At 69.0% G+C, this 24,684-nt stretch carries 18 protein-coding genes, 1 tRNA gene and 2 riboswitches; of the genes, 13 read left to right on the top strand and 6 right to left on the bottom strand.

Annotated features, from left to right (window positions below):
• The first annotated feature begins 19 nt into the window (after nucleotides 1-19).
• The 4 genes from HC031_RS03395 to pknB are packed head-to-tail and all read left to right on the top strand — an operon-like array spanning nucleotide 20 to nucleotide 6,528.
• Nucleotides 20-1,561, top strand: a complete 1,542-nt coding sequence (locus HC031_RS03395) for an FtsW/RodA/SpoVE family cell cycle protein (RefSeq protein ID WP_167923674.1) — start codon at nucleotides 20-22, stop codon at nucleotides 1,559-1,561.
• The gene (locus tag HC031_RS03390) at nucleotides 1,558-3,051 is read left to right on the top strand and encodes a penicillin-binding transpeptidase domain-containing protein (protein ID WP_167923673.1); all 1,494 of its coding nucleotides are present in this window, start codon (nucleotides 1,558-1,560) and stop codon (nucleotides 3,049-3,051) included. The genes HC031_RS03395 and HC031_RS03390 overlap by 4 nt, the downstream gene beginning before the upstream one ends.
• Before the next feature lie 10 nt (nucleotides 3,052-3,061).
• Nucleotides 3,062-4,705 carry a serine/threonine-protein kinase gene (locus tag HC031_RS32405; protein WP_167923672.1) on the top strand — a complete coding sequence of 548 codons (1,644 nt, stop codon included), beginning with the start codon at nucleotides 3,062-3,064 and terminating at the stop codon, nucleotides 4,703-4,705.
• A 44-nt stretch (nucleotides 4,706-4,749) separates the two neighbouring features.
• Nucleotides 4,750-6,528 carry a Stk1 family PASTA domain-containing Ser/Thr kinase gene (gene pknB, locus HC031_RS03380; protein ID WP_167923671.1) on the top strand — a complete coding sequence of 593 codons (1,779 nt, stop codon included), beginning with the start codon at nucleotides 4,750-4,752 and terminating at the stop codon, nucleotides 6,526-6,528.
• A 60-nt stretch (nucleotides 6,529-6,588) separates the two neighbouring features.
• Here pknB and HC031_RS03375 read toward each other — a convergent pair whose 3' ends face one another.
• From HC031_RS03375 to HC031_RS03360, 4 genes are all read right to left on the bottom strand, one after another.
• The gene (locus tag HC031_RS03375; RefSeq protein WP_167923670.1) at nucleotides 6,589-7,233 is read right to left on the bottom strand and encodes an aminodeoxychorismate/anthranilate synthase component II; all 645 of its coding nucleotides are present in this window, start codon (nucleotides 7,231-7,233) and stop codon (nucleotides 6,589-6,591) included.
• Between the two features lie 6 nt (nucleotides 7,234-7,239).
• Nucleotides 7,240-7,533, bottom strand: coding sequence for a hypothetical protein (locus tag HC031_RS03370; protein WP_167923669.1), 294 nt, complete (start codon nucleotides 7,531-7,533; stop codon nucleotides 7,240-7,242).
• Nucleotides 7,534-7,539: 6 nt separating this feature from the next.
• The gene (locus HC031_RS03365; RefSeq protein ID WP_167923668.1) at nucleotides 7,540-9,219 is read right to left on the bottom strand and encodes a class E sortase; all 1,680 of its coding nucleotides are present in this window, start codon (nucleotides 9,217-9,219) and stop codon (nucleotides 7,540-7,542) included.
• Between the two features lie 247 nt (nucleotides 9,220-9,466).
• Nucleotides 9,467-10,222: a DUF881 domain-containing protein gene (locus tag HC031_RS03360; RefSeq protein WP_240942113.1), complete on the bottom strand. Its 756-nt coding sequence runs from the start codon at nucleotides 10,220-10,222 to the stop codon at nucleotides 9,467-9,469.
• Nucleotides 10,223-10,449: 227 nt separating this feature from the next.
• On the opposite strand from HC031_RS03360, the gene HC031_RS03355 reads away from it, so the two are divergent.
• The 8 genes from HC031_RS03355 to HC031_RS03320 all read left to right on the top strand — a co-directional run bounded on the left by HC031_RS03355 (nucleotide 10,450) and on the right by HC031_RS03320 (nucleotide 19,406).
• Nucleotides 10,450-10,731: a cell division protein CrgA gene (locus HC031_RS03355; RefSeq protein WP_167923666.1), complete on the top strand. Its 282-nt coding sequence runs from the start codon at nucleotides 10,450-10,452 to the stop codon at nucleotides 10,729-10,731.
• A gap of 323 nt (nucleotides 10,732-11,054) precedes the next feature.
• The gene (locus HC031_RS03350; RefSeq protein ID WP_167923665.1) at nucleotides 11,055-13,280 is read left to right on the top strand and encodes a (Fe-S)-binding protein; all 2,226 of its coding nucleotides are present in this window, start codon (nucleotides 11,055-11,057) and stop codon (nucleotides 13,278-13,280) included.
• Nucleotides 13,281-13,354: 74 nt separating this feature from the next.
• Entirely contained in the window at nucleotides 13,355-14,731 is a 1,377-nt protein-coding gene (locus HC031_RS03345; RefSeq protein ID WP_205862211.1) for a hemolysin family protein, read from the top strand.
• Nucleotides 14,724-15,752, top strand: coding sequence for a hemolysin family protein (locus HC031_RS03340; protein ID WP_167923664.1), 1,029 nt, complete (start codon nucleotides 14,724-14,726; stop codon nucleotides 15,750-15,752). Before HC031_RS03345 ends, HC031_RS03340 begins: the two co-directional genes overlap by 8 nt.
• Before the next feature lie 175 nt (nucleotides 15,753-15,927).
• Nucleotides 15,928-16,068: riboswitch (cyclic di-AMP (ydaO/yuaA leader) on the top strand.
• An 11-nt stretch (nucleotides 16,069-16,079) separates the two neighbouring features.
• On the top strand, nucleotides 16,080-17,081 hold the full coding sequence (locus HC031_RS03335) for an NlpC/P60 family protein (RefSeq protein WP_167923663.1): 1,002 nt from the start codon (nucleotides 16,080-16,082) through the stop codon (nucleotides 17,079-17,081).
• A 409-nt stretch (nucleotides 17,082-17,490) separates the two neighbouring features.
• Nucleotides 17,491-17,630, top strand: a riboswitch (cyclic di-AMP (ydaO/yuaA leader).
• Between the two features lie 77 nt (nucleotides 17,631-17,707).
• The gene (locus HC031_RS03330) at nucleotides 17,708-18,664 is read left to right on the top strand and encodes a C40 family peptidase (RefSeq protein WP_167923662.1); all 957 of its coding nucleotides are present in this window, start codon (nucleotides 17,708-17,710) and stop codon (nucleotides 18,662-18,664) included.
• Nucleotides 18,665-18,806: 142 nt separating this feature from the next.
• Nucleotides 18,807-19,298: a pyridoxamine 5'-phosphate oxidase family protein gene (locus HC031_RS03325; RefSeq protein WP_167923661.1), complete on the top strand. Its 492-nt coding sequence runs from the start codon at nucleotides 18,807-18,809 to the stop codon at nucleotides 19,296-19,298.
• A gap of 37 nt (nucleotides 19,299-19,335) precedes the next feature.
• Nucleotides 19,336-19,406, top strand: a tRNA-Gly gene (locus HC031_RS03320).
• Nucleotides 19,407-19,502: 96 nt separating this feature from the next.
• Here the strand turns inward: HC031_RS03320 and HC031_RS03315 are convergent.
• Together HC031_RS03315 and HC031_RS03310 are read right to left on the bottom strand one after the other, a co-directional pair.
• A complete protein-coding gene (locus HC031_RS03315) occupies nucleotides 19,503-20,468 on the bottom strand; it encodes a leucine-rich repeat domain-containing protein (RefSeq protein ID WP_167923660.1) in 966 nt (321 codons plus the stop codon).
• 297 nt (nucleotides 20,469-20,765) lie between these two features.
• Nucleotides 20,766-21,590 (bottom strand): sugar nucleotide-binding protein, encoded by an 825-nt coding sequence (locus HC031_RS03310; protein ID WP_167923659.1) that lies wholly within the window; start codon nucleotides 21,588-21,590, stop codon nucleotides 20,766-20,768.
• A 273-nt stretch (nucleotides 21,591-21,863) separates the two neighbouring features.
• Between HC031_RS03310 and HC031_RS03305 the strand changes: the two genes are divergently transcribed.
• A complete protein-coding gene (locus HC031_RS03305) occupies nucleotides 21,864-23,921 on the top strand; it encodes a S8 family serine peptidase (protein ID WP_167923658.1) in 2,058 nt (685 codons plus the stop codon).
• Nucleotides 23,922-24,684: the final 763 nt, after the last annotated feature.

The following is a 24,684-nucleotide window of genomic DNA, read 5'->3' as shown; positions in this document are numbered from 1 at the left end:
TTAAGGACTAGCCTCCGTCGTGACCGCTGCCGCCACTCCGGCTCCGCCGCCCGCCACCGCGGGCGGCGGAGCGACCGCTGCCCGGTCCCCGCGCTCGGGAGGTCGTCGCAACTCCGAACTCGGTCTGCTGCTGTTCGCGATGGTGCTCGTCGGGGGGTACGCGGCCGCCTCGGAGGCCGCTCTCGTCGGCCGCGTCAGTCTCGGGTTCCTCGGTCCGCTGATCACGCTGACCGCGATCTTCTTCGCGGCCCATCTGCTTATCCGCTGGCTGGCGCCGCACGCCGACCCGGTCCTGCTGCCGGCGGTGGCGGTCGTCAACGGGTTCGGCGTGATGTTCCTGCACCGGTTGGACGTCGCCGACCTCAAGGAGCACGGCACCGTCAAGATCCCGTTGTTCAGCGGGCAGGGCGGCCGGCAGTTGATGTGGACGCTACTGGCCGTCATCTGCGCGGTCGCCGTCCTCGCCGTGGTGCGCGACCACCGCTCGCTGTCCCGCTACGCGTACACGCTCGGGCTGGCCGGCATCGCGCTGATGATGATTCCGGCGATCCTGCCGGCCCGGTTCTCCAGCATCAACGGCGCGAAGCTGTGGATCAGGTTCGGCAGTTTCTTCGCCATCCAGCCCGGTGAGTTCGCCAAGATCCTCCTGCTCGTCTACTTCTCGTACTACCTGGTGCGCAAGCGCGAGGTGCTGTCGCTGGCGAGCAAGCGGATCCTCGGCATCGACTTCCCGCGTGGCCGTGACCTCGGACCCGTTCTCGCCGTCTGGCTGCTCAGCCTCATGGTCCTGATCTTCGAGAAGGACCTCGGCACCTCGCTCATGTACTTCGGCATGTTCGTGGTGACGCTCTACGTCGCAACCGAACGGGTCAGCTGGCTCATCATCGGCCTCCTGCTGTTCCTGGGCGGCGCCTTCCTCGCGTACTTCCTGGGCGGCACGGTCGGCGGCCCGTTCGCCAACTTCTACGAACGGGCCGACATCTGGCTCCATCCGTTCGCCGACCCGACCAACAAGGGCTATCAGCTAGTACAGTCCCTGCTGGGGTTGGGCACGGGCGGCCTTTTCGGCTCCGGGCCGGGCGCGGGGCGGCCGGACAAGGTGCCGCTGGTGCAGAGCGACTTCATCTTCGCCGGGATGGGCGAGGAGATCGGCCTGTTCGGACTGACCGCCCTGCTCGCGGTCTACCTGTTCATCGCCATGCGTGGCCTGCGCGCCGCGATCGGGGTACGGGACTCGTTCGGCAAGCTGTTCGCCGGTGGCCTGTCCTTCACCCTGGGCTTGCAGGTGTTCGTCATCGTTGGCGGGGTGAGCAAGCTGATCCCCCTGACCGGACAGACGACGCCCTTCATGTCGGCCGGTGGCTCGTCCCTGGTGGCCAACTGGGTGCTGATCGCGCTGCTGGTGCGCATCTCCGATGCGGCGCGCCGCCCGGCTGACGGGTCGGGCGCCGGTCGCTCCGGCGGCCCCGCGGCCGGCGGTGGCCCGGTCAAGCTTCAGGACCTGCCCACCGAGATGCTGAGGGCGGGCTCCGCGAGCGGACATGTTGGAGACAAGTCGTGAATGCCCCGCTGCGTCGGGCCGGTGTGGTCGTCCTGGTCCTGTTCGGCCTGTTGTTCGCCAACCTCAACTGGGTCCAGGCGTACAAGGCCGACGACTACCGCAACAGTGACTACAACCCGCGGGTGCAGATCTCGGAGTACCAGCACCAGCGGGGCACGATCGAGGCGTCCGGCGGGGTGCTGCTCGCGCAGAGCGCGGCGACCGGCGACAACCTGAAGTACCTGCGGAGCTACCCGCAGGGGGCCCAGTACGCGCACCTCGTCGGGTTCAAGGGGGTCAACCTCGGCAGCAGCGGGATCGAGAAGCTCGAGAACGCCTACCTGCAGGGCAACGCCGACTCGCAGGTGACCGACCGGTGGCTGGCGATGCTCACCGGCAAGGAGCCCTCCGGCGGCAACGTCCTGCTCACGCTGTCGCCGACGGCCCAGAAGGTGGCGTACGACGCGCTGGCCAACAGTTCGGTGCACAAGGGCGCGGTGGTGGCGCTCGACCCCACGACCGGTGCGATCCTGGCCGCGACCTCCGCGCCGAGCTTCGACCCCAACCCGATGGCCAGCCACGACACCCAGGCCGCGGTCGACGCCTACGACAAGCTCAACAAGGACTCCAACCAGCCGCTGCTCAACCGGGCCTTCTCGGAGACCTACCCACCCGGCTCGACGTTCAAGGTGATCGACTCGGCCGCCGCGCTCAGCGCCGGCATGAAGCCGAGCGACGTGCTCCAGGGCGGCCCGGCCTACACTCCGCCGCAGACGACCCACACGATCCCCAACGAGCAGGGTGTCGTCTGCCCGGACCAGATCACTCTGCAGCAGGCGTTGACGGTGTCCTGCAACACCGCCTTCTCCCGGCTCGCGGTGGAGAAGATCGGAGCCGACAAGCTCAAGCAAACGGCTCAGGCGTTCGGGTTCGAGAAGGCCCCGCTCATCGACCAGGACAGCAGGAACGTCATGGGCGTCGTCGCCAGCCACACCGGCTCCATGCTGGACCAGAACGGTCAGGTCGACCAGCCGACGGTTGCGCTGTCGGCCATCGGCCAGAGCAACGTCCGGATGACCCCGCTGCAGGGCGCGCTCATCGCCGCCACCGTCGCCAACGGCGGTTCACAGATGCGGCCCTACCTCATCAACAAGGAACTGACCAGCGACCGCACCCCGACGTACGTGGCGCGCCCGCAGCAGCAGTCCCGGCCCATCGACCAGTCGGTGGCCAGCGACCTGCAGACCATGATGGTCAGCGTGGTCGAGAACGGCACCGGCAGGAAGGCGCAGATCTCCGGGCTGCAGGTCGGCGGCAAGACCGGCACCGCCGAGAACGGCACCGGCAACCCCGAGCACGGTTGGTTCATCGGCTTCGCGATGAAGAACGGCAAGCCGGTCGCCGCGGTCGCGGTCTTCCTGCAGCAGGCGGGCCTGTCGGGCAGTGGCGAGGCCGCCGGGATCGCCGGCAAGGTGATGGCCGCCATCGCGCGGGAACGGGGCTTGATGTGAGGTGTCCAATATGGTGAGCCCCGGAGTGACCCTGGGCGGGCGGTACCGCCTCGATGAGCGGATCGCCGGCGGCGGCATGGGCGAGGTGTGGCGCGGCACCGACGAGGTTCTCGGTCGGACGGTGGCGATCAAGATCCTGCTGCCCGCGCTGCTGCAGGAGCCCGGCTTCGCCGAGCGGTTCCGTGGTGAGGCCCGCACCATGGCCACCATCAACCACCCCGGAGTCGTCGACGTCTACGACTACGGCAGCGAGGACGGCACCGCGTTCCTGGTCATGGAGTACGTCGAGGGCGACGCGCTGTCCCGTACGCTCTCCCGGGTCCACCGGTTGACCCCGGCCCGGACCATGGCGCTGATCGCCCAGGCGGCCGACGCGCTGCACGCCGCGCACGAGAAAGGCATCGTGCACCGCGACGTCAAGCCCGGCAACCTTCTGGTACGTCCCAACGGGTCGCTGGTGCTCACCGACTTCGGCATCGCCCGGTCGGCCGCCGCGGCCCAGCTCACCGCGGCGGGCTCGGTGCTCGGCACCGCCTCCTACATCTCGCCGGAGCAGGCGACCGGTGCGACCGCCACCCCGCTGTCCGACGTGTACGCGCTCGGCGTGGTCGCCTACCAGTGCCTGGCCGGGAAGCGGCCGTTCGAGGGTGACAGCCCGGTCGAGATCGCCATGCGGCATGTACGGGACGCTTCGCCGCCGCTACCCGGCGACATTCCGCCGGCCGTCCGGCAGGTCGTCGACATCGCGATGGCGAAGGACCCCGCGGCTCGGTACCCATCGGCGGCCGCCATGGCGCAGGCGGCGCGCCGCGCGGCACAGGCGGTGACCGTCGCGGGCGTGGCGGGCATGGCGCCAACCTCCGGCGGCCCGACCCGGCCGATGGCCGGCGCGCCCGTCTCCCCGCCGTTCGGCGGTCCGACCGGACGGATGGGTGGACCACCGCCGCCCGGCGGCACCCGGGTCATGCCGCATCCGGCATATCCGACGACGGGGACGATGGCTGTCCCCGGCCAGCAGCAGGGGCCGTACGCCCGCGGCGCAGCCGCCGTATCCGCCGCCGCACCGGTGGGCGAGCACACGCACGCCGCGCCCGCACCATCGATGACACCGTCCAGGGTGTCCGACGCCGGCGAGCGCGGCAGGAGAAGCGTCGCACCCTGGGCAGTTCTCGCCGTCCTCATCGTGCTGCTGTTCTGTGCCGGGGGCGGCTGGCTACTGTTACGGAACAACGCCAACAACAACGACAGCCACGCGGGCGCGCCGCCGTCACCGTCGACGGCCACCACGACCGCCACCACGGCACCGGCCCCGACGGTGCGGCCGACCAGGCCCAAGCCGACGACCGCCGCGCCGGCGCCCGCGGTACCCCAGGCCAAGACGCACTTCATCGAGTGCGGGAAAGCCATCGGCAAGAGTGCCGACGCCGTCCGTCAGGAACTCGAAAAGAACAACTACAACGTGCAGGTCTTCAACGACCGACCGGGAGGACGCAAGGGCAGGGTGGCAGACATGTCGCCCTGCGGGGAGCAGCCGGAGGGCACAGAGGTGGACCTGCATGTGTCCACGGGCGCCAACGGGACGACGCCCGACCCAGGAACCTCATGCAATCCGATCGACCCGGGCAACCTCGCCAGTTGTCCGCCGCAGCGGTGAGTGTTGCCGACGATGAACCGACCAGACGAAGGACGACAGACGAGATGACCGCGCAGGCCCGCACCCTCGGGGGGAGGTACCAGGTCGGCGAGCTTCTCGGCTATGGAGGCATGGCCGAGGTGCACCGCGGCCGGGACCTTCGGCTCGGCCGTGATGTCGCGATCAAGACGCTGCGTTCCGACCTCGCCCGTGACGCCATCTTCCAACTGCGCTTCCGACGGGAGGCGCAGAACGCCGCGGCGCTCAACCACCCGGCCATCGTCGCCGTCTACGACACCGGCGAGGAGCACGGGCCGAGCGGCGAAGAACTTCCGTACATCGTCATGGAGTTCGTCAACGGGCGGACCCTCAAGGAGGTGCTGGCCACCGAGGGGCGGCTGATGCCCCGCCGAGCGCTGGAGATCGTCGCGGACATCTGCGCCGCCCTGGAGTTCAGCCACCGGCACAGCATCATCCACCGGGACATCAAGCCGGGCAACGTCATGCTCACCCAGACCGGACAGGTCAAGGTGATGGACTTCGGCATCGCCCGGGCGCTCGCGAGCGGCGCGAGCACGATGACCCAGACGTCTGCCGTCATCGGCACGGCGCAGTACCTGTCGCCGGAACAGGCGCGTGGGGAGTCGGTCGACGCGCGCAGCGACGTCTACTCGACCGGCTGCGTGCTCTACGAGCTGTTGTGCGGACACCCGCCGTTCGTCGGCGACAACCCGGTGAGCGTGGCCTACCAGCATGTACGCGAGGACCCGCGGCCGCCGAGCACCAGCAACCCCGACGTCACGCCGGCCATCGACGCGATCGTGTTGAAGGCGCTGGCGAAGAACCCCGCCAACCGGTACCAGAGCGCCGGCGAGATGCGCGCCGATCTGCTCCGGGCCGCGTCCGGTCGGCCCGTACTGGCCACGCCGGTCCTGCGCAACGACGAGCGCACCGCCATGATCGCGGCGCCCCCTGCCGCCCGGAGCGGTCCGCCGACCCGACCGGTCGCCCGGGTCGCGCCGCCCCCGCGCCGCGGAAACGCCTGGGTGGCGGTGCTGCTCACGCTCCTCGGCCTGTTGGCGGTCGGCGCGCTCGCCGTCGGTCTCTACGTGGCCAACCACAAGACGCTCGTCGCGGTGCCCAACATCCAGGGCAGCAGCGCCACGGACGCTCAGAACGCGTTGACGCGGGCGAAGCTCAAGCCCAGCCCCAGCGAGTTCCACGCCCTCAACTGCACCCAGAACACCGTCTCCGACCAGACGCCGACCGCCAACGCGCAGGTCGAACCCGGCACCGTGGTGCAGTACAAGATCTGCCTGGGACCGGGGGACACCACCGTGCCGCAGCTGGTCGGCCTGACCCAGGACTCGGCCACCAGGGCCCTCGAGAACAGTCACCTGACGGTCGGTAAGGTCACTCAGGGTGACAGCGACCAGCCCAAGGGCACCGTGATCGATTCCGACCCCAAGCAGGGCAGCGCGGCCAAGGAGAACAGTGCGGTCAACCTGGTCGTCTCGAAGGGCAACCTCAAGAAGGTTCCGGACGTGAGCGGCAAGGCCGAGGCCGATGCCAAGACGTTGCTCCAGGGCGCCGGATTCAAGGTCAACGTGGCGCCACGGGACACGAACGACCCCGCCAAGGTGGGTACGGTGATCGGTCAGAATCCGGAGGCCGACTCCACGGCGCCGGTCGGCGATACGGTCACGATCTTCGTGGGCCGGTCGACGGCACCGCCGCCGTCGTCCGCCCCGCCGAGCGCCGAGCCGAGCGCGAGCGCGTCGCACGGCGGCGGCATCGGCGGTGGCCTCGACGGTCCCGGCGTCGGTATCAACATCGCGGGGTAGCGCCCGCTCGGGGCGCGGCCCCGACGCCGGACGGCTCGAGCCTGACGGGCCGGTGCGCCGTCAGGCGAAGGCGGCGATCCGGCGCGCCTCGACCGCGGCGGCCAGCTCGGGTGCCCGTTCGAGCGCTTCCGGGTAGCCGCACGACGCGAGCCAGTTGGCGAGCATCAGGTGGCCGCCCTGCGTGAGCACGGACTCGGGGTGGAACTGGACACCCTCGATGGGCAGCTCCCGGTGGCGCATCGCCATGACGATGCCTGACTCCGTCCGGCCGGTCACCTCGATCTCGGACGGCAGCGTCGACTCCACGACGGCCAGCGAGTGGTACCGCGTCGCGGTGAACGGGTCGGGCAGGCCGGCCAGCACCCCTGCGCCGTCGTGATGGACGACCGACGTCTTGCCGTGCAGCAGTTCCGGCGCCCGCTCGACCGTCGCGCCGAACGCCGCTCCAAACGCCTGATGTCCCAGGCAGACGCCGAAGATGGGTAGCTTTCCGGCGTACTCGTCGATGACCGACATGCAGATGCCCGCACGTTCGGGAGTGCCCGGGCCGGGGGAGAGCAGGATCCCGTCCGCCCCGGCGGTGCCGACCTCTGCCAGCGAGATCTCATTGTTGCGGCGGACGACGCACTCCACACCGAGCTGGCCCAGGTACTGGACCAGGTTGAACACGAAGGAGTCGTAATTGTCTATGACGAGGACGCGCACGATGGGTCACCTGGTCGTCGATGGTGCGGGAGCGTTGGAGACGGTCGAGTACGGGATGACGTCAGGCGGCGGCAGGCTGGCGTGGTCCGATGGACCGGCCGACGGGCCGGTGAGGGTGTCCGCGCCGGTGCCCCCGCCGTCGGTGCCCGTCACCTGGCCGTCGGTGAACGGCATGTACTGCTCGATGTTCGGAAACACCGCGTACCACAGCAGCGCACCGGCGGCCGCGATGAGCACGAGCGAGCCGATGATCCGTCCCGGCAGGCCGAACGGCAGGTGACGCCAGATCCACGAGTACATCGCCGCTCAGCCTCCCAACACGGCCGGACGGCCCTGGTCGCGGGTGCGGGTCTGGCTCGGGTCGAGCGCGGCGTGCACGATGAGGCGCTGGTAGTTGTCCCACTTGGGGTTACAGGTCGTCAATGTGAGCATGGCCTGCGTCGGCGTCTTACCGGGCTGGTCGGGTACCGGGGCGACCACCTGGACCGCGTTGGGGGAGACGATCTCGGACTTGGTGACGCGGTACACGTACCAGGTGTCCTTCGTCTCGACCACGATCTCGTCGTCCTTCTGCATCTGGTCGAGATCCCAGAAGATCGCCGGGGTACGGTGGCCGGCTACCGAGAAGTTGCCGATCTTGCCCGGCATGGCGCTGTTCGGGTAGTGACCGGGCGCGAACCGGATGTCCGCCGGGGTCACGCCCTGCACCACGATCCAGTTCTTGCCGATCCGCGGGATGTACAGCCGGGCGAGCGCCTTCCCGTCCGGCGCTGGAAGGGTGCTCGCCGACGCGCTCGGGGTCGGTCCGACCGTCGGATCCGGGCCCGCCCACTCCTGCGCGAGCTGGCTGTTGAGCTTGTCCTGGTGGGCGTTGACCGCGGCTGTCTTGCCCCACACTTCGTACGCCGCGAACAGCAGCAGGACCATGCCCAGGGTGATGCAGAGCTCGCCCAGCCCGCGCACGATCTCGCGGAACACCGCGCCGGGTGTCCTGCGGGTCAGGTGTGAGTACACGCTGCGGTAGCCCTCCTCGGTGCGGACGGGCCGAAGCGGCACCACCTTCACTCCGCGGGGGAGTTCTCCGGTGCCGCCGGCCGTCTCATTGTCGGCCGAGGATGGGGCGGATTGAGCAGGAAGCGGCATTGTCATGCTGTTGGTGGACGGGGCGCCGTCGGCGGGCGGTACGTGCAGCCGCGGGATGACCGCCGTGGCGTCAGCGCCGGTCCCCGGCGCGGTCGGCCCGTACTCCGCGGCACCGTGGTGGGCGGAGCCGGCGGCCGGCGGGGTGCCGCCCGCCGACCCCGGGCCGGCGGGCGGCGCGTCCGCGGTGATCCTGGGGATGAACGCGGTCGCCGCCGGATCGGCCGGGACGGTGTGGTCGTATGCCGGACCGGGCGCCGTGGGGTTGTCACGAACGGGATCCGGGGCCGAAGGGGCACCGAACGGGGTGCCGGCCGCATCGCCGGGCGGGAACGGTCCCCCAGCGGTGCCACCGGGCGGGTGGGTGCCGAACGGGCTGCCGGTGGTGGCCGCGGCACCAGCCGTGGCGGAGCCGCTACGGAAGACACTCGCGCGCCGGGGCAACGGCTGCGGTGGTTCCCCGGCCAGCGGGTTCACCGGGGGCTGGCCGGTCGATCCGGCGTCCCTGGGTCCTCTGGGCTCGCGTGGTCCGGGTCCGGAAGCGTGCGGGCCGGGGGGTTGCCGGCCCTGCCAGTTGGCCTGCTCCGGTCCGGGCAGGGGCTGGATGGCGGTGGGCTCGTCCTCGGTGGCGTCGACCGTCCAGATGATGCCCGGGCTGACGGGGCGCGCGGCCTCCACCTTGTCTGCCGGCAGTGTCTGGGCGGGTATGACGCGCTGCGAGGTGAGGGTCTGGCCCGGGTCCCGGCCTGTGGACGGTGGCGCGGTGAGCGGCGCCGCGTCGTGGATCGGTGGCTGCTGCGTCGGTGCCGGACGCGCCGACACGGGCGAGCCCTGGGTCGGGATCATCCCGGGCGGAATCGCCGCCGGCGGTGCCTGCGTCGGTACGGCCTGCCGGGGCGGGGCCGGAGGGGGCGGGGCCATAGGGGGTGGGCCCTGCCAAGGCGCGGTCCGATCGTGCCTCGTCGCGTGTGGCGCGACGGGGCTGTTCGGCACCGGCCACGGGACGGCCGGGACCGAGGTGTCCTCTTCGGGTGCGCTGTGGCGCGGTCGGTGCCCGCGCTGCTGCGGATCGTCAGTCATCGCGGAGATCCCATTACGGTCGCTGCGCCGATCGCAGCGCTACCGATCCGTCGTACGCCGGCACGGTGACGTCTCCCTCCACCTTCACCTCGTAACCGAGGCCGAAGTCAGTCGCCGCGCTACGGAAGGCGCGCACACCGTCCGACGCGTCGAGCGCGCGCTGGAGCAGCACCGGATCTCCGATGGCCGTCACCACGAAGGGAGGTGAGTAGACCCGGCCGTCCAGAAGCAGGGTGTTGCCGACACAGCGTACCGCGCTGGTCGAGATCACCCGTACTCCCATGATCGACATAGCCTCACTGCCGCCGGACCATAGTGCATTGACGACAGCTTGCACGTCCTGTTGATGGACCACCAAATCGTCAGGTGAGGCGGACGGGCGCGTGCCGTCCGGTCGCCTGGGCGCGTCGTTGAGCCGCACCGTCAATCCGCGCCCGTGTACCGCCACCAGGCCGGCCGGCCCGAGCTCCGCCTGGACGCGGGCGTTCTGCGCCGCGAGCGGGGCGTCGACGCCGGCCTGGGCCCTGGTCTCGGAGTCGATCCGGTGGCGCAGGTCGGAGGCGCGCTTCTCGGCCGCCGCCACGTCCTGCTTCCGGGTGGTGATCAGGTTGGCCAGCTCCGGCCGCCGGTCGTCGCGCAGCTCGGTGCCGTTGGCGGTGGTCGCCGTGGTGGTGAAGAGCATGCCGGCGAAAAGCAGGACGACAGGCACGAGAAGCGACCAGCCACGACGCCGGTCGGCCGGGCGCCGGGGGGACAGCGCGCTGCCCATCCGGCGCAGCGCACGGCCCCAGGAGGAGGCGGCCGCCACGGTGTCCGATCCGCCGGTTCCCGAGGGGGCCGCAATTCGATCACTGTTAGTACTCACGTGGCCCCCTTTCCCCCGCTGACGTGCCGAGACGACTACGCTAGCCGGGAACATTATTCAGGTCAGCGGGGCCTCGCCTCGCACCCTCGCCTGGCGTAACGTTCGCGAGACGATCCTCCCGGGAGAACGCTGTGCCGAAGTCCCAAGTACGTAAGAAGAAGGTCTACACGCCGCCGGCCGAGCTGCGGCCGCAGTCTACGGCTGCGTCCAAGCGGCCGAGTCCGGTGTGGGTACCGGCCACCGCGGTGGCGCTGCTCGTGCTGGGCATCGCGTGGATGGTGGTGTTCTACCTGACCCAGGGATTCGTCGACGCCCCCGCGCTGATGTTCCTGGCCAACATCGGGTACTGGAACTTCGCGATCGGGTTCGGTGCCATGATCGGCGCGCTGATCCTGCTGTCGAAGTGGCGGTAACCGGCGCTTCGGCGCGGGTGGCGGACTGACGGTCGCGGTTCTGCGAATCGACGGCCCGACGGTCGCGGCTCGACGGCTGCGACCCGCTCGACGGCTGCGGCTCGACGGACGTGGGCGTGGACCGTCTTACACCGCTGTAGTTCTCCACAGCCTTCATCCACACGGTGTGGATAGGGACCAGGACAGATCACCCATATGCCCTGAACGGGCCGGATGGTCGGTGCGGGTCCGTCCCAATGCTGTGGTGGCTGTCATGTTACTTGTGGGTAACTGACCGGATAGGCTCCGGTTCTAGAGACCCGGCACAACCAGGAGGCCCACGCATGGGACCCGTACAGATCGTGTCGACGATCATCGCGGCTTTGGTGACCATCGCCGCCGTGGTCCTCGCGGTCCGCACGGTTAGTCGGATGGTTCGCGTCATCAGGTTGGGACAGCCCGACCCGGAGCGGTTCGACCGTAAGGGTCAGCGCACCGCGAACATGCTCAAAGAGATCTTCGGCCACACCCGGATGTTGAAGTGGACCGTGGTCGGGATCTCGCACTGGTTCGTAATGATCGGGTTCATCGTCCTGTCACTCCTCGTGCTGGGCGCGTACTTCGAGGTGGTCAAGCCGACGCTGGACCTGCCGATCATCGGTAGCTGGGCGATCTACGGTTTCGTCACCGAGTGGATCGGGGTCCTGGGCCTGCTCGGCATCCTGGTGCTGATGGGGATCCGGCTGCGCAACCTGCCGACCCGCACCAAGGGCCGGTCGCGCTTCTTCGGCTCGACGATGTGGCAGGCCTACTACGTCGAGTACACGATCCTCGGCGTGCTGATCTGCGGGTTCCTCATCCGCGGGTTCAAGGCGGCGGCCGGTGACCTGCCGTACCCGATGTGGGCGGCGCCGGTGTCGCACGGCATCGGCTCGGCGTTCGGGGGCCTGTCGGAGTCCGCGGCGCACACCGGCGTGACGGTGACCGCGCTGATCAAGATCTTGATCAGCATGGCGTGGCTGATCACAATCGCGCTCAACATCACGATGGGTGTGGCCTGGCACCGCTTCTCCGCCTTCTTCAACGTCTTCTTCAAGCGCACCGCCAGCGAGCGGCCCGCGCTCGGCGCGTTGCGGCCGATGATGAGCGAGGGCAAGCCGCTGGACTTCGAAGAGGCCGACCCGGAGAAGGACCAGTTCGGCGTCGCCCAGGTGGAGCAGTTCACCTGGAAGGGCCTGCTCGACTTCACCACCTGCACCGAGTGCGGCCGCTGCCAGTCGCAGTGCCCGGCCTGGAACACCGGTAAGCCGCTGTCGCCGAAGCTGTTGGTGCTCAGCCTGCGCGACCACGCGTACGCGAAGGCGCCCTACCTGCTGGCCGGCGGCGGCAAGGACCTCACCGGCGAGGAGAAGGCGACCCAGGAACAGCTCGCGAACGTCAACGTGCTCGCCCTGGCCGAGGCCGACCGGCCGCTGATCGGCGGGGAGGCCGACGGCGGGATCATCGACCCGGACGTGCTGTGGTCGTGCACCACCTGCGGGGCGTGCGTGGAGCAGTGCCCGGTAGACATCGAACACGTCGACCACATCGTGGACATGCGCCGCTACCAGGTGCTCATCGAGTCCAACTTCCCCAGCGAAGCCGGCGTGATGCTGCGCAACCTGGAGAACAAGGGCAACCCCTGGGGCGCGGCGCAGAACACCCGGGAGGACTGGACCAAGGGTCTCGGCTTCGAGGTGCCGCGCGTCACCGACGGTGGCGACTTCGAGTACCTGTTCTGGGTCGGCTGCGCCGGGGCGTTCGAGGACCGGGCCAAGAAGACCACCCGGGCGGTGGCCACGCTGCTGCACGAGGCCGGGGTGAGCTTCGCGATCCTCGGTGAGGGCGAAACGTGCACCGGTGATCCGGCCCGGCGCATCGGCAACGAGTTCGTCTTCCAGATGCTGGCGCAGCAGAACGTCGAGACCCTCAACGAGGTCGGCGTCAAGAAGATCGTCGCCACCTGCCCGCACTGCTTCAACACCCTGGCGAACGAGTACGGCCAGCTCGGCGGCAACTTCGAGGTCGTGCACCACACCCAGCTGCTGGCCCACCTGGTGGCCACCGGAAAGCTGACCCCGGTACAGCCGGTCGACGGCGGGGTCACGTACCACGACCCGTGCTACCTCGGCCGGCACAACCGCGTGTTCGAGCCGCCGCGCGAGGTCCTCGCCGCGGCCGTCGGCGCCAAGGCCGACGGGGCCGACGGGGCCGGCGCGAACGGTGGCAACGGCATCACCGAGATGGAGCGCTTCGCCGAACGGTCGTTCTGCTGCGGCGCCGGCGGTGCCCGGATGTGGATGGAAGAGCGCATCGGCAAGCGGATCAACATCGAGCGCTCCGAGGAGGCCATCGCCACCGGTGCGCAGACCGTCGCGGTCGGTTGCCCGTTCTGCCTGACCATGCTGGGCGACGGCGTGACCGCCAAGAAGTCCGTCGGCGAGGCGAGCAACGACGTCGAGGTCGTCGATGTGGCGACCGTCCTGCTGCGCTCGCTCAAGCCGGAGCCGGCGGAGGACGCCGCTCGTTGAGCTGACTGACCGGCCGCTGCGGCGACCTTTCAGGAGGTCGCCGCAGCGGGATCCGCCCTGCCGGCTACGGACCCATGGAACAATTGGCCCGAGGTGAAGGAATCATCGACGGCATACTATTCACGACGCTGCTGCCGCTCCTCGGCTTCATACTGCTCACCGCGGCCAACGCGGCTTTCGTCGCGGCCGAGTTCTCGCTGGTGACCGTCGACCGGGCGGAGATCGACCGCGAGGCCAACGCGGGCGACCGGATCGCCCGGACGGTCCGCGACGCGCTGCACGACCTGTCCTTCCAGCTCTCCGGCACCCAGCTCGGCATCACCATCGCCGCATTGCTCACCGGTTACCTCGCCGAGCCGGCCCTGGCGCACCTGCTCGACCCGCTCGTCCACCCGGTCGCCGGCGACGCCACCAGGGGCGTCACGCACGTGATCGCCCTCGCCATCGCCACCCTCTTCTCCATGCTCTTCGGTGAGCTGGTGCCCAAGAACGCCGCCCTGGCCCGGCCGCTGCCCATCGTGCGGGCGACCGCCGGCCCGCTGCGCGTCTTCTCCGGGGTCTTCGGGTGGATGATCAAAGCGCTCAACGGCGCGGCCAACTGGATCGTCCGGCGGCTGGGCGTGGAGCCGCAGGAGGAGCTGGCCAGCGCCCGCTCGCCGGAGGAGCTCGGCCTGCTCGCCGTCATCTCGGCCCGCGCCGGCGCGCTCCCGCCGGAGACCGCCGTCCTGCTGCGCCGGACGATCCGCTTCGGCGACAAGCGCGCGGCCGAGGCGATGACTCCCCGGGTCGACGTGGCGGCGCTGCGCGCCGATGCCACCGTCGCCGACCTGATCGCCGCGGCCCGCGAGACCGGGCACAGCAGGTTCCCCGTGTACGAGCAGACGCTCGACACCGTCACCGGCGTGGCGACGGTCAAGGACGTGCTCGGTGTACCCCCGGTGCGACGGGCAACCACGAAGGTCGCCGCCGTGGCGCGGGAGCCGATCTACGTACCGGAGAGCCTGGATCTCGACGGCGTGCTGCACGCGCTGCGCAGCGGCTCGGCCGACATGGCGATCGTGGTCGACGAGTACGGCGGGACGGACGGCGTGGTGACGGTCGAGGACCTCGTCGAGGAGCTGGTCGGCGAGATCGCCGACGAGCACGACATCGCGCCGGCCGAGGAGTCCACGACGTACGAGCTGATCCTGCCCGACGCCAGCGGCGTACCCGGCCACGAGTGGCTCGTCGACGGCGTGCTGCGCGGGGACGAGCTGGCCGAGCGTACGGGCTTCCGACTGCCGGACGGCCCGTACGAGACCCTCGCCGGCTTCCTCATGGCCCGCCTGGGGCACATCCCGACCGTCGGGGAGACCTTCAGCGAGGACGGGTGGGAGTTCACCGTCGTCGAGGTGGAGCGGCACCGGGTCGAGCAGGTACGCGTCGCCCGTACGGAGCCCGCTGATGACTAAGTTCCTGATCACGGTCCTGCTGCTGCTCGGCAACGCGTTCTTCGTGGGCGGCGAGTTCTCGTTGATCTCGGCCCGTCGTACGGCGGTCGAGCCGCTGGCCGCCACCTCGCGGGCCGCCCGGCTGGCCCTGCGCGCGATGAACGAGATCCCGCTGGTCATCGCGGGCTCGCAGCTCGGCATCACGATCTGCTCGCTGGCGCTCGGCGCGATCGCCGAGCCCACGTTCGCCCACCTGCTGACCGGGCCGCTGGAGGCGGCGGGCCTGCAGAACTTCGCGCACCCGGTGGCGTTCGTCCTCGCCCTCGGCGTGGTGGTGTTCGCGCACACCGTCATCGGCGAGATGGTGCCGAAGAACCTCACCCTCGCGGGCCCGGAGCGCGCCGTCCTGTGGCTCGGCCCGCCGATGTACGCGTTCTGCGTCGCGACCAAGCCGCTGCTGGTGGCGATGCGGTGGGCGGCACGGCTGATCCTGCGGCTGTGGCACATCGAGGCCACCGACGCTGTGAAAACCGTCTTCACGGCCGAGGAGCTCGTCGGCCTGGTCGGCCAGGCGCGGACGGAGGGGCTCCTCGATCCGGAAGAGCACGCCCGCCTCACCGGCGCGCTGGCGTTGAACGAGCGCGCCGCGTCCGACGCGCTGCGGCCGTGGTCGCGCGTCACGACCGTGGCCGAGGACGTCTCGCCGGCGGCACTCGAGGTGCTGGCAACCCGTACCCGCCGGTCCCGCTTCCCGGTCGTGGAGCGCGCCACCCGCCGGGTCCTGGGATTCGTGCACGTCAAGGATGTACTCGGGATCGTGGGCCCGCAGCGGCGGGCGCCCATCTCGCCGGACCTGATCCGACCGCTCGCCGTCGTTCCCTCCGACCGCACCCTCGCGGAACTGCTGTTGGCGATGCGTCGCGAGCGGCGCCACATCGTGCTCGTCAGCGACGGCCGGCGGCCGTTGGGCATCGTCACGCTCGACGACGTCCTGCACGCGGTGGTCGGCGAGGCAGTGCCGACCGCGAGCACCGCGGCCTGAGGACAGCCGGCTCGGTGTGCCGGAAACCGTTGCGCGCAGGGAATTCCACCACCGGTGGTATTGACCCGAATGCACTGCGAACAGGCTTCAGCTTTCGCTTGCTCGCGGGTTGCGACCTTCACTACTCTCGGGTCTCGTCCGGCCGTACCGAGGTCGTCTTCCCCCCAGCGACCGCGGTCGGGTACCGCCGCGTCGCGCGAGCGAGCCGGGAAAACAGACGTTCCCCAGGGTGAATCCGCGGGCCCCCACTCCGCGGTAGGCGCGCTTGCCGGCCGAACCCTGTGAGCGAGCCCGGTAGGCGGTCAGGAAAGAAGGAGCCTGACTCCGGTGCCACCCAATCGTGTGCGCAGAGCGCTTCGCGCCTTCGTCCCCGCCATCCTCGCGGGCGCCACCGCCGCTCTCGTGCTGTCCGGGCCGGCTTTCGCCGACCCCGCCCCCTCACCCGGCGATCTCGAGGCGCAGATCCAGCAGCAATGGGACACCCTCGAGCCCACCATCGAGCAGTACAACGCCGTTCACGGGCAGCTCACCGCCAACCAGGCCAAGGCAGCCAGCCTCCAGGACCAGTTGCAGCCGCTCCAGCTCCAGGTCGACATGGCCATGTCCAACATCGGCACCATCGCGGCCAACGTCTACAAGGGAGGGCGTAGCTCCACGGTCAACGCGCTCCTGTCCAGTGGCTCCCCCACGGCGCTGGCGGACCAGCTCACGCTGCTCGACATGGTGGCCCGCGCCCAGCACGAGCAGATCAGCAGCGTGGCGAGCATGGTGGACAAGTACGCCGCGGACAAGGCGACCCTTGATGCGCTGATCGTGCAGCAGGCCAAGCAGGACGCCGACCTCGCCGCGCGGAAGAAGAAGATCGAGGACCAGATCAGTCAGCTGCAGCGGCTGCGGTTGCAGGCGTACGGGGCGAGCGGCGGCGCCACCGGTGCGCTGAAGCCTGTCGCCTGTCCGTTCGAGTACACCGGCGGTCCGGGTGGTACCGCCGCGCAGAAGGCGTGCAGCCTGATCGGCAAGCCGTACATCTGGGCGGCTGCCGGCCCCAACGGGTACGACTGTTCCGGGCTGACGATGGTGGCCTGGGCGGCGGCCGGCGTGAAGCTGGACCACCTGGCGAGCGCGCAGCGTGCGGAGTCGAAACGGATCTCCCGGGCCGACCTACGTCCCGGCGATCTCATCTTCTTCGGTTCCGACACCCACCATGTCGGGATATACGTCGGTGGCAACTGGATGGTTCACGCCCCGAACACCGGAGACCATGTCCGGATGGCACAGCTGACCGGGTACTACGCCGCCAACGCGTCCGGGTACGGCCGGCCGGGCTGATCGTCTGGTAACGACGGAGCGCCGGTGGCCGAGGGCCGCCGGCGCTTCCTCGTCAACTGCATGGTTGCTCATCGCGACTGAGCGATTACGAAATCATGCCGTGTCGTCTTCCGTTATCGTCCCGAATGGGCAGGATCGAGCGGATCGACGCAGGGCACCTCTCATATGTGCGGTGGTTTACGCAACCAGGTAGCGTGTGTCGATAGACACATTACTCACCGTAGATGAGGAAGATTCACTGCGTATTGGTGGCCGTCGGTCCGCCGGCGAGAAAGGGCAGGTCAACCGTCCCGTTAGGGGTGTCGGACCATACGTCTGTACCCGATAGGGGTCTGGACTTGCCACAGCGGTTGGTCACCCCTAGCGTGTTTTCCAGCCGGGTGGATGTCCGTGCCCAAAGCGGGTACGCCACGCGGCGCCGCCTAATCGTTCGTGCAACGAACCGGGGACCCAACCAGAACATGGGGTGAATCCGCTGCTCGCAGCGGTAGGGCGACACTTCCCGCCCGAATCCGTCAGCTAACCCGGTAGGCGGCCAGGGAAGAAGGAGCCGGACCCCGGTGGAATTGCGTGTGATGCGGCCTTCTGGGTCGCGTCTCAAACCCGTGCGTGCTCTCTTCGGCGCGATGGGGGCTGTCTGCGTCGGGCTGGTCATCGCACTTGGACTGTCCACCAGTGCCCACGCGGCGCCTGCGGCACCCGGTGACATCGAGTCGCAGATCGACGCCGCCTGGGCCAGGCTCGAACCGCTCATCGAGCAGCACAACAACGTCAAGGCGCAGCTCGCCGACAACCAGGCCAAGGCGGCTCAGCTCGCCGACCAGATCCGGCCGTTGGCGCTGCAGGTCGACATCGCCAGGGGGCGGGTCAGCACGATCTCCGCGCAGGCGTACAAGAGCGGGCAGGCCTCCGCGTTCACCGCACTGCTGGTGAGCAGCAAGCCGACCAGCCTGGCCGACCAGCTCTCCCTGCTGGACGCGGTGGCGAAGGGTCAGCAGGACAGCGTCGCCGACGCGGCCAGGCTGAAGTCTCAGTACGACGCGCAGAAGAAGCCGCTCGACGAGCTCGTCAAGAAGCTTTCGGCGCAGGAGGCGGAGCTCGCGCAGCAGGAAAAGTCGATCAACGACCAGATCGCGCAGTACAACCAGATGCGCCTGGCGGCCTTCGGTACCACCGCCTCGCCCGGCAACCCCCGCCTCGGTCCCTGCCCGGTCTCCTACGACGGTAGCCCGGGTGCCAAGGCCGCCCGGTTCGCGTGTGGGAAGATCGGCAGCCCGTACGTGTTCGGTGCCGTGGGTCCGAACGTCTTCGACTGCTCCGGCCTCACGATGTGGGCCTGGTCCCAGGCCACCGGCGGCGCCGTCAGCCTCTACCACTACACGGTCACGCAGTTCAATGAGACCAAGCGGGTCACGAGGGACCAGCTCCGGCCCGGTGACCTGATCTTCTATGGCTCCGACATCCATCACGTCGCGATGTACGTGGGCAACAACTGGATGGTCAACGCTCCCCACAGTGGCGACGTCGTGCGGATGGCGCCGGTGGACGAGATGCCCATCGCCGGCTACGGCCGACCGGGCTGACCGTCGGTCAGGACTCCTGGCGGGGTGACGAAACGGCGATGGCCGTCTCGTCACCCCGCTTTCGTTGCGCGGGTGCGGCGGTCCCGTCACCCGTCAACCTCGGGACTATCCATCTCGAACGTATGTTCGATAAACTTTGCGTATGGCTACCTGGCCGGAGTTCGCTGTTGCCGAGCCGCAGCTCGCGGCTTCGATCCACGCCCTGGTCCACCAGTACGGGCCGGGGCTCGGGTATCTCGCCACCGTCCGACCTGACGGCGGCCCACGGGTCCATCCGGTCGCGCCGTTCATCACTCGTGACGGCCTGTTCTGCTTCGTGATCAACTCACCCAAGCGGAGCGACCTGGAGCGCGACGGTCGCTACGCGTTGCACTCGTTTCCGCCCGAGACCAGCGACGACGAAGCGTACGTGGCCGGGCTGGCACGGCTGGTGTCCGACGCCGAGCGGGTGCAGCGGTACGCCGCCGAGATGAGGGCCGAGCCGCGGGCCGACTGGCGGCTGTACGAGTTCACGGTCGACGTGGCCATGATCGTGCGGCACACGCAGACGCCGGGGATGACGGGCCACCCCGGCCGGCCGTTCCGCAGGATCTGGCGTGACCCCCGGTTACCTGAGGGGTGCGAGGTGCACTGAGGCCGGGAGGTCGGCTAAAGTAGGGACCGCTCCGCTTGCGGGTGTAGTTCAATGGCAGAACATCAGCTTCCCAAGCTGACAGTGCGGGTTCGATTCCCGTCACCCGCTCGGTATATGAAGGCCCAGGTCGGACCCGGTGTCAGGCCTGGGCCTTCATTTTGTGCCTAAGGCTTCTTCCGCTGTGCGTGCCCGTTGCGTGCCCGATCACGCTCCCGGGCGATCTGCACGAACCGCTGCGGACAGCCCGACTGGTGGCAGCCCCATCGTTCCTGCTGCGTACTGGCTGAGCACCGTTCGGTCCGGTGCTGGCAGCTTGAGCAGCTCTGCGGCATCACGGTTGCGGGCGAGCGAGCCAAGGCCGAGTGCCACCGCGCGCAGGGCGGGGTGACCGACAAGCGGTTCCAGGTGGCCGACCCGAAGTTGGGGCATGTCGATCAGCCAGAGCTGTTCGAGCGCCGGGACCGCTCGCAGCGGTGACAGGTCGGTAAAGGCAGTCAGGTGTTCCAGGTACAGGTGGGCGAGCTGGGTTGCACCCGCCAGATCCGGTAGGGCAGCCACACGCGAGAGGGTTTGCAGAAACACGGCCCTGAGCTGGCCGCAGGAGCCGATCGGCTCGACGCTGTCGAGACCGCGTACCTGCCAGGCTTCGAAAAACTCCAGCGCAGGCAGGCGGGGCAGCACCGACAGGTCTCTGGTACCGCCAAGCTTGAGCGCCAGGGCACGGAGCCGCGACATGCCGAGCAGGCATTCAGAGTCGGCGAGGGTGACGCTGTGCAGGGTCAGGTGCTCAAGTTGGCAGAGGGCGGCGAGCGTCGGTTCGACTTGGCGCAGCGGCCCTAGCTTCGTCAGGTACAACTGTCGGAGCGCGGTCATGTCGGCGAGCGGTGCCAACAGCACACTGCGTCGGCTGACGCCCAGCTGAAGCGAGACCAGGGTCGCGGCATGGTGTACGAGGCCGCTGATGTCGCGAAGCTCAAGAAGATCGGTGATGCTCAGCGAACGCAGCGGCGGAAGGTCGGCAAGCCAATCTAGGTCCGGGATATCCCACCCGGCGGTCACTGCAACATGAACATCAGGACGTGGCCGAAGGAGTTCAAAGATCGCGGGCAGGTCGGACCGGAGATCGCCGCGCAGGACAACGGTGGTCTCGTGCGGGTCGAGGGGACGCAAACTTTCGGCGACCAGGGGTGCACTAACGGTCCGGACTGCTTGTCTGGGCGACTTCGAAGAACCACGAGCCACGCGCGCACCTTTCCGCAGCCCACACTGGGCCGCTAGATCATGTTGACCCTATTCAGGTAGGTGATCACACCTGCTCGGAACCAGAATCAGGCTCGGCTGGCTGCCGGCGACTGACACTCCTATTTCCCGCAAGGTTTCACCCGGGCCGCATCTCCGGCCCGCCGACGGGGTCGTCGTTGACAGGCGCTCCGTCCTCGGCTTCATCAGCCTGCTCTTCCACAGGTGTCAGCGAAGTGCCATGAACTCCCTTGCGCCGCGCAGCCGGGTCTTCACCCGCGCCTGGGTCAGGGTGCAGTCCAGTCGTACGTCGAGCGGGCCCGGCGGGCCGGTTTCGGCGCGTCGGCCAACAGGCAGCGAGGCGGCGCCGAGACCGTCACGGCGTGCTATCAACAGCCCCAGCTCGTGACGACTGATGGCATCGGCGCCGGCGACGTGATGGACGCCGGCGTACTGTGACGCCGCCAGGTCCAGCAGCGCGGCCGCCAGGTCGGTCACATGGATGGGGCAGCGAACATCGTCGGTGAACAGCACGCCCGTCCTGTGTCCAGTTGCGAGTTCGTGCACCAGCAACTCATGCGGTGAATTGCCGTCGCCGATGATCAGCGACGTCCGTGCGATGACCGCAGTCGGCACGATGGCTTTCACCGCGGTCTCGGCGGCTGCCTTGGCCGCACCGTACGGCGTCGTGGGGTCAGGGACACAGGTCTCGTCGTAGTGGACGGCCGCGCCCGAGAACACGGCATCGCTGGAGACGTGGACGAGGCGAGCGCGGACGGCAGCCGCCGCCAGTGCCACGTGCGCTGCTCCGTCGGCTGTAGTTGTCCAATCAGCCTGGCGGTACGCAGCGTTGATCACCACGTCTGGCCGCGTGCTCTCGGTCAAGGTCACTACGTCGCGGACCTGGCAGACGTCGAGTGGGAACCACTCGGCGCCAGCGACATCGATCGGTCGAGTTAGCGAGGTCGCGATAACTCGATGACCGGCTGCCAGGGCCTGAAGCGCCAGCTGGCGGCCAAGGAAGCCGCTACCACCGACGACAAGAAGATCCACGGCCGAACACCCTAGTGGACAGACGACGCCGACCAGTCAGAAAGAAGTCGGCGGCAGCGTTGATGGCCTCCCCAGGCTTCTCGACCGCGAATGACGCCGGTCCACGAATCGCCGCCGCGTAACCCCCGACGAATTGACGATAAGGACCGCGGAGGCGGCTCTCCTGGTCACGGCCGCCAACCATCCGGGTGAGTGCGCTTCGATCAATGTTCACTCTACGATCAGCCAGCTCAACGTTGGGTGACCCCCACGCCCCCATTCGAAAGGCCCGGAATGAATTTGAAGTTAGGCAGGCGTGCCTTCATCGTCACGACTGCGACCAGCGTCGTTGCTGGGCTCGGTGCGATTGTTGCGCCGAGCGCGGCCGCGGCCGCCGGCCCCAACCTCAGCTACGTCGTCAATGCCCTCGACAAGGCGCAGACGGCGGACGCCGCCGCCGCGGTCACCGAAGCCGGCGGCCAGGTGATGGTCTCGTACGCCCAGATTGGAGTGGTCATCGCCCGCTCCACCGACCCGGCGTTCGCCCAGAAGGTGAAGACCGTCGCGCACGGTGGCGCCGTCCAGTCCGCGGGCGCCACCCGGACCGCGGCACTGCCCGCCATGGCCGGGGAGGCCGAGGGTGCCGACGCGTACGCGCCGGACGACCTGGAGAACGCGACCCGGCAGAGCGACATGGTCCTCATCGGCGCGCGGGCGGCTCACGAGGTCAACCTGGGTAGCCCGTCGGTCACCGTCGGCGTTCTGGACGATGGAATCGACGCCAACCACCAGGACCTCGCCCCGGTGGTGGATCAGTCGAAGTCGGTGAACTGTGTCGGCACCGGTGCCCCGGACACCACGCCGGGCGCGTGGCGGCCCACCAGCCTGACCGCCGACTACCACGGTACGCACGTGGCCGGGACCATCGCGTCGGCAAAGAACGGCGTCGGTATCGTCGGCGTCGCGCCCGGCGTGAAGCTGGCCTCCATCAAGGTGGTCAACACCGACGGCTTCATCTACCCGGAGTACGCGATCTGCGGCTTCGTATGGGCGGCCGAGCACGGCATCCAGGTCACGAACAACAGCTACTACATCGACCCGTGGCTGTACTGGTGTGAGAGTCAGGCCGACCAGGCTCCGGTTGTCGAGGCGGTGCGCCGAGCGGTGGACTACACCACCGAGCACGGCATCCTCAACGTCGCCGCGGCCGGAAACGAGAACCAGGACCTCGCCAGCAAGACGGTCGACACGACCAGCCCGGACGACACCACCCCGAGCCGGCGTACCCTCGACCCGAGCTGCCTCGACCTGCCGTCGGAACTGCCCAACGTGGTGTCGGTTTCGTCGACCACCCAGCCCACCGCCCCGGCGAACGCCGTCGGCCCGTGGTACCCGGGGCTGACCACGCAGCCGGCGCGCTCGTCCTTCTCCAGCTTCGGCCTCGGGGCGGTAGACGTGGCCGCTCCCGGATCGAGCATCTACTCCACCTCGCCCTCGACCGGGGTGGCCAGCTACCGGACGCTGTCCGGCACCTCGATGGCCTCACCACACGTTGCCGGTGTCGCCGCGCTGCTGGTGTCGAAGCATCCCGGGGCCACTCCCGACTACATCAGGGAGCTGCTGCGCAAGCAGGCCATCCCGCTCGCCTGCCCCACCTCCGGCACCGACTACACCCAGGGCCGGTGCAAGGTCGACCCGAACAACCCGAACGTCAACGGCTTCTTCGGGTATGGCCTGGTGAACGCCTACAAGGCGGTAACCGAGGCCGACGACGTGACGCCGCCGACCGTCAAGATCACCGGGGTCGGCCAGGGCCAGCAGATCACCCTCGGCACGTCGGTGACCCCGGGCTGCTCGACCACCGACAGTGACAGTGGAGTCGCTGTGCCCGCCACCCTGTCCGTCACCGGCGGACCGACCGTCGGGTACTTCACCGCCACCTGCTCGGGCGCTCGGGACCGCGCCGGCAACAACGCCGCCCCGGTCAGCGTGACCTACCAGGTGGTCTACGACTGGCAGACCTTCGGCGCACCGGTCAGCGCTGACAAGGCCAACTCCGCGAAGGCCGGCAGCGCCGTCCCGATCAAGTTTGGCCTCGGCGGCGACCAGGGCCTGGGCATCTTCGCGGCGGGCGCCCCGCAGCTGCAGCCGACGACGTGCGACACGTGGGCTCCGAAGGGCGGGCTCAAGCCGACGGCAACTCCGGGTGCGAGCACCCTGACGTACGACCCGGTCACCCGGCAGTACCAGTACAACTGGAAGACCGACAAGTCCCTGGCGAACAGCTGTGGGCGCCTGGAGGTCACGCTGATCGACGGCACCACACACACGGCGAACTTCCTGTTCAACTAGCACCAGCCAGAACGGTGGCGGTCCGGGGCTTCTGCCCCGGACCGCCACTGCTTTTGCACCTCCGATGCCAGGTCAACTTCTGTGGCAGTCTGTGGGTGTCGTGGCTTCGCTGAGGCAGCCAGTAACGGACAGGAGCGCGATTGGCCGCCGAGACAGTTTCTGATCTCAGCACGCGAACGTGCGTCTACCTGCTCATCCTGGCAGGAGCCATATCGCTGTGGCCGCTGGGAATCGTGACGAACTTCCGTGGCTACCGAGACAGTCACTTACGACGGACCCTGCGAAGCGCAGACCATCTTCAGAGGGACCGTACGTTTGCGACGGCAGCGCAGATCATCGTCGCTGTCTTGTTCCTACTGGTGTCGGTAGCGCTCATGGTGGTTGCGATTGTCGACCTGGTGCGGAAGGTCGGCGGGCGCTGATCCCGCCCGCGAGGTTGAGATACGTCGATCGAATGATGGCTGCGGGCGGCCAGCAACGACGGTACGGGGATCGGATCGGATGGGCACGTTGTCGCCGCGCCCTGGGGAAGCGACGGCAGCTGGGGCGCCGGGACCAAGTTCGTTCTTCAGGACGAGAACGAGCTGTCGTGAGTGTCGGGGCGGCGGGCCGGTCGATCGGCCCGCCGCCCCGACCTGGATTGCCGATCGCCCGGACGGCCTGCCTGCAGAGTTCGGCAACTAAGTACGCAGCGCCACGTGCAACCAGGGCCGAGCGGTCGGCTTCGGGACCACCGCCACCCTTGCCGGGCGTTCGTACGCTC

It is taken from the genome of Planosporangium thailandense, assembly GCF_011947195.1.
Taxonomy (GTDB): Bacteria; Actinomycetota; Actinomycetes; order Mycobacteriales; family Micromonosporaceae; genus Planosporangium; species Planosporangium thailandense.
The sequence above is the reverse complement of the archived record's forward strand: the minus strand, read 5'-3'. Positions and strand labels throughout refer to the sequence as shown.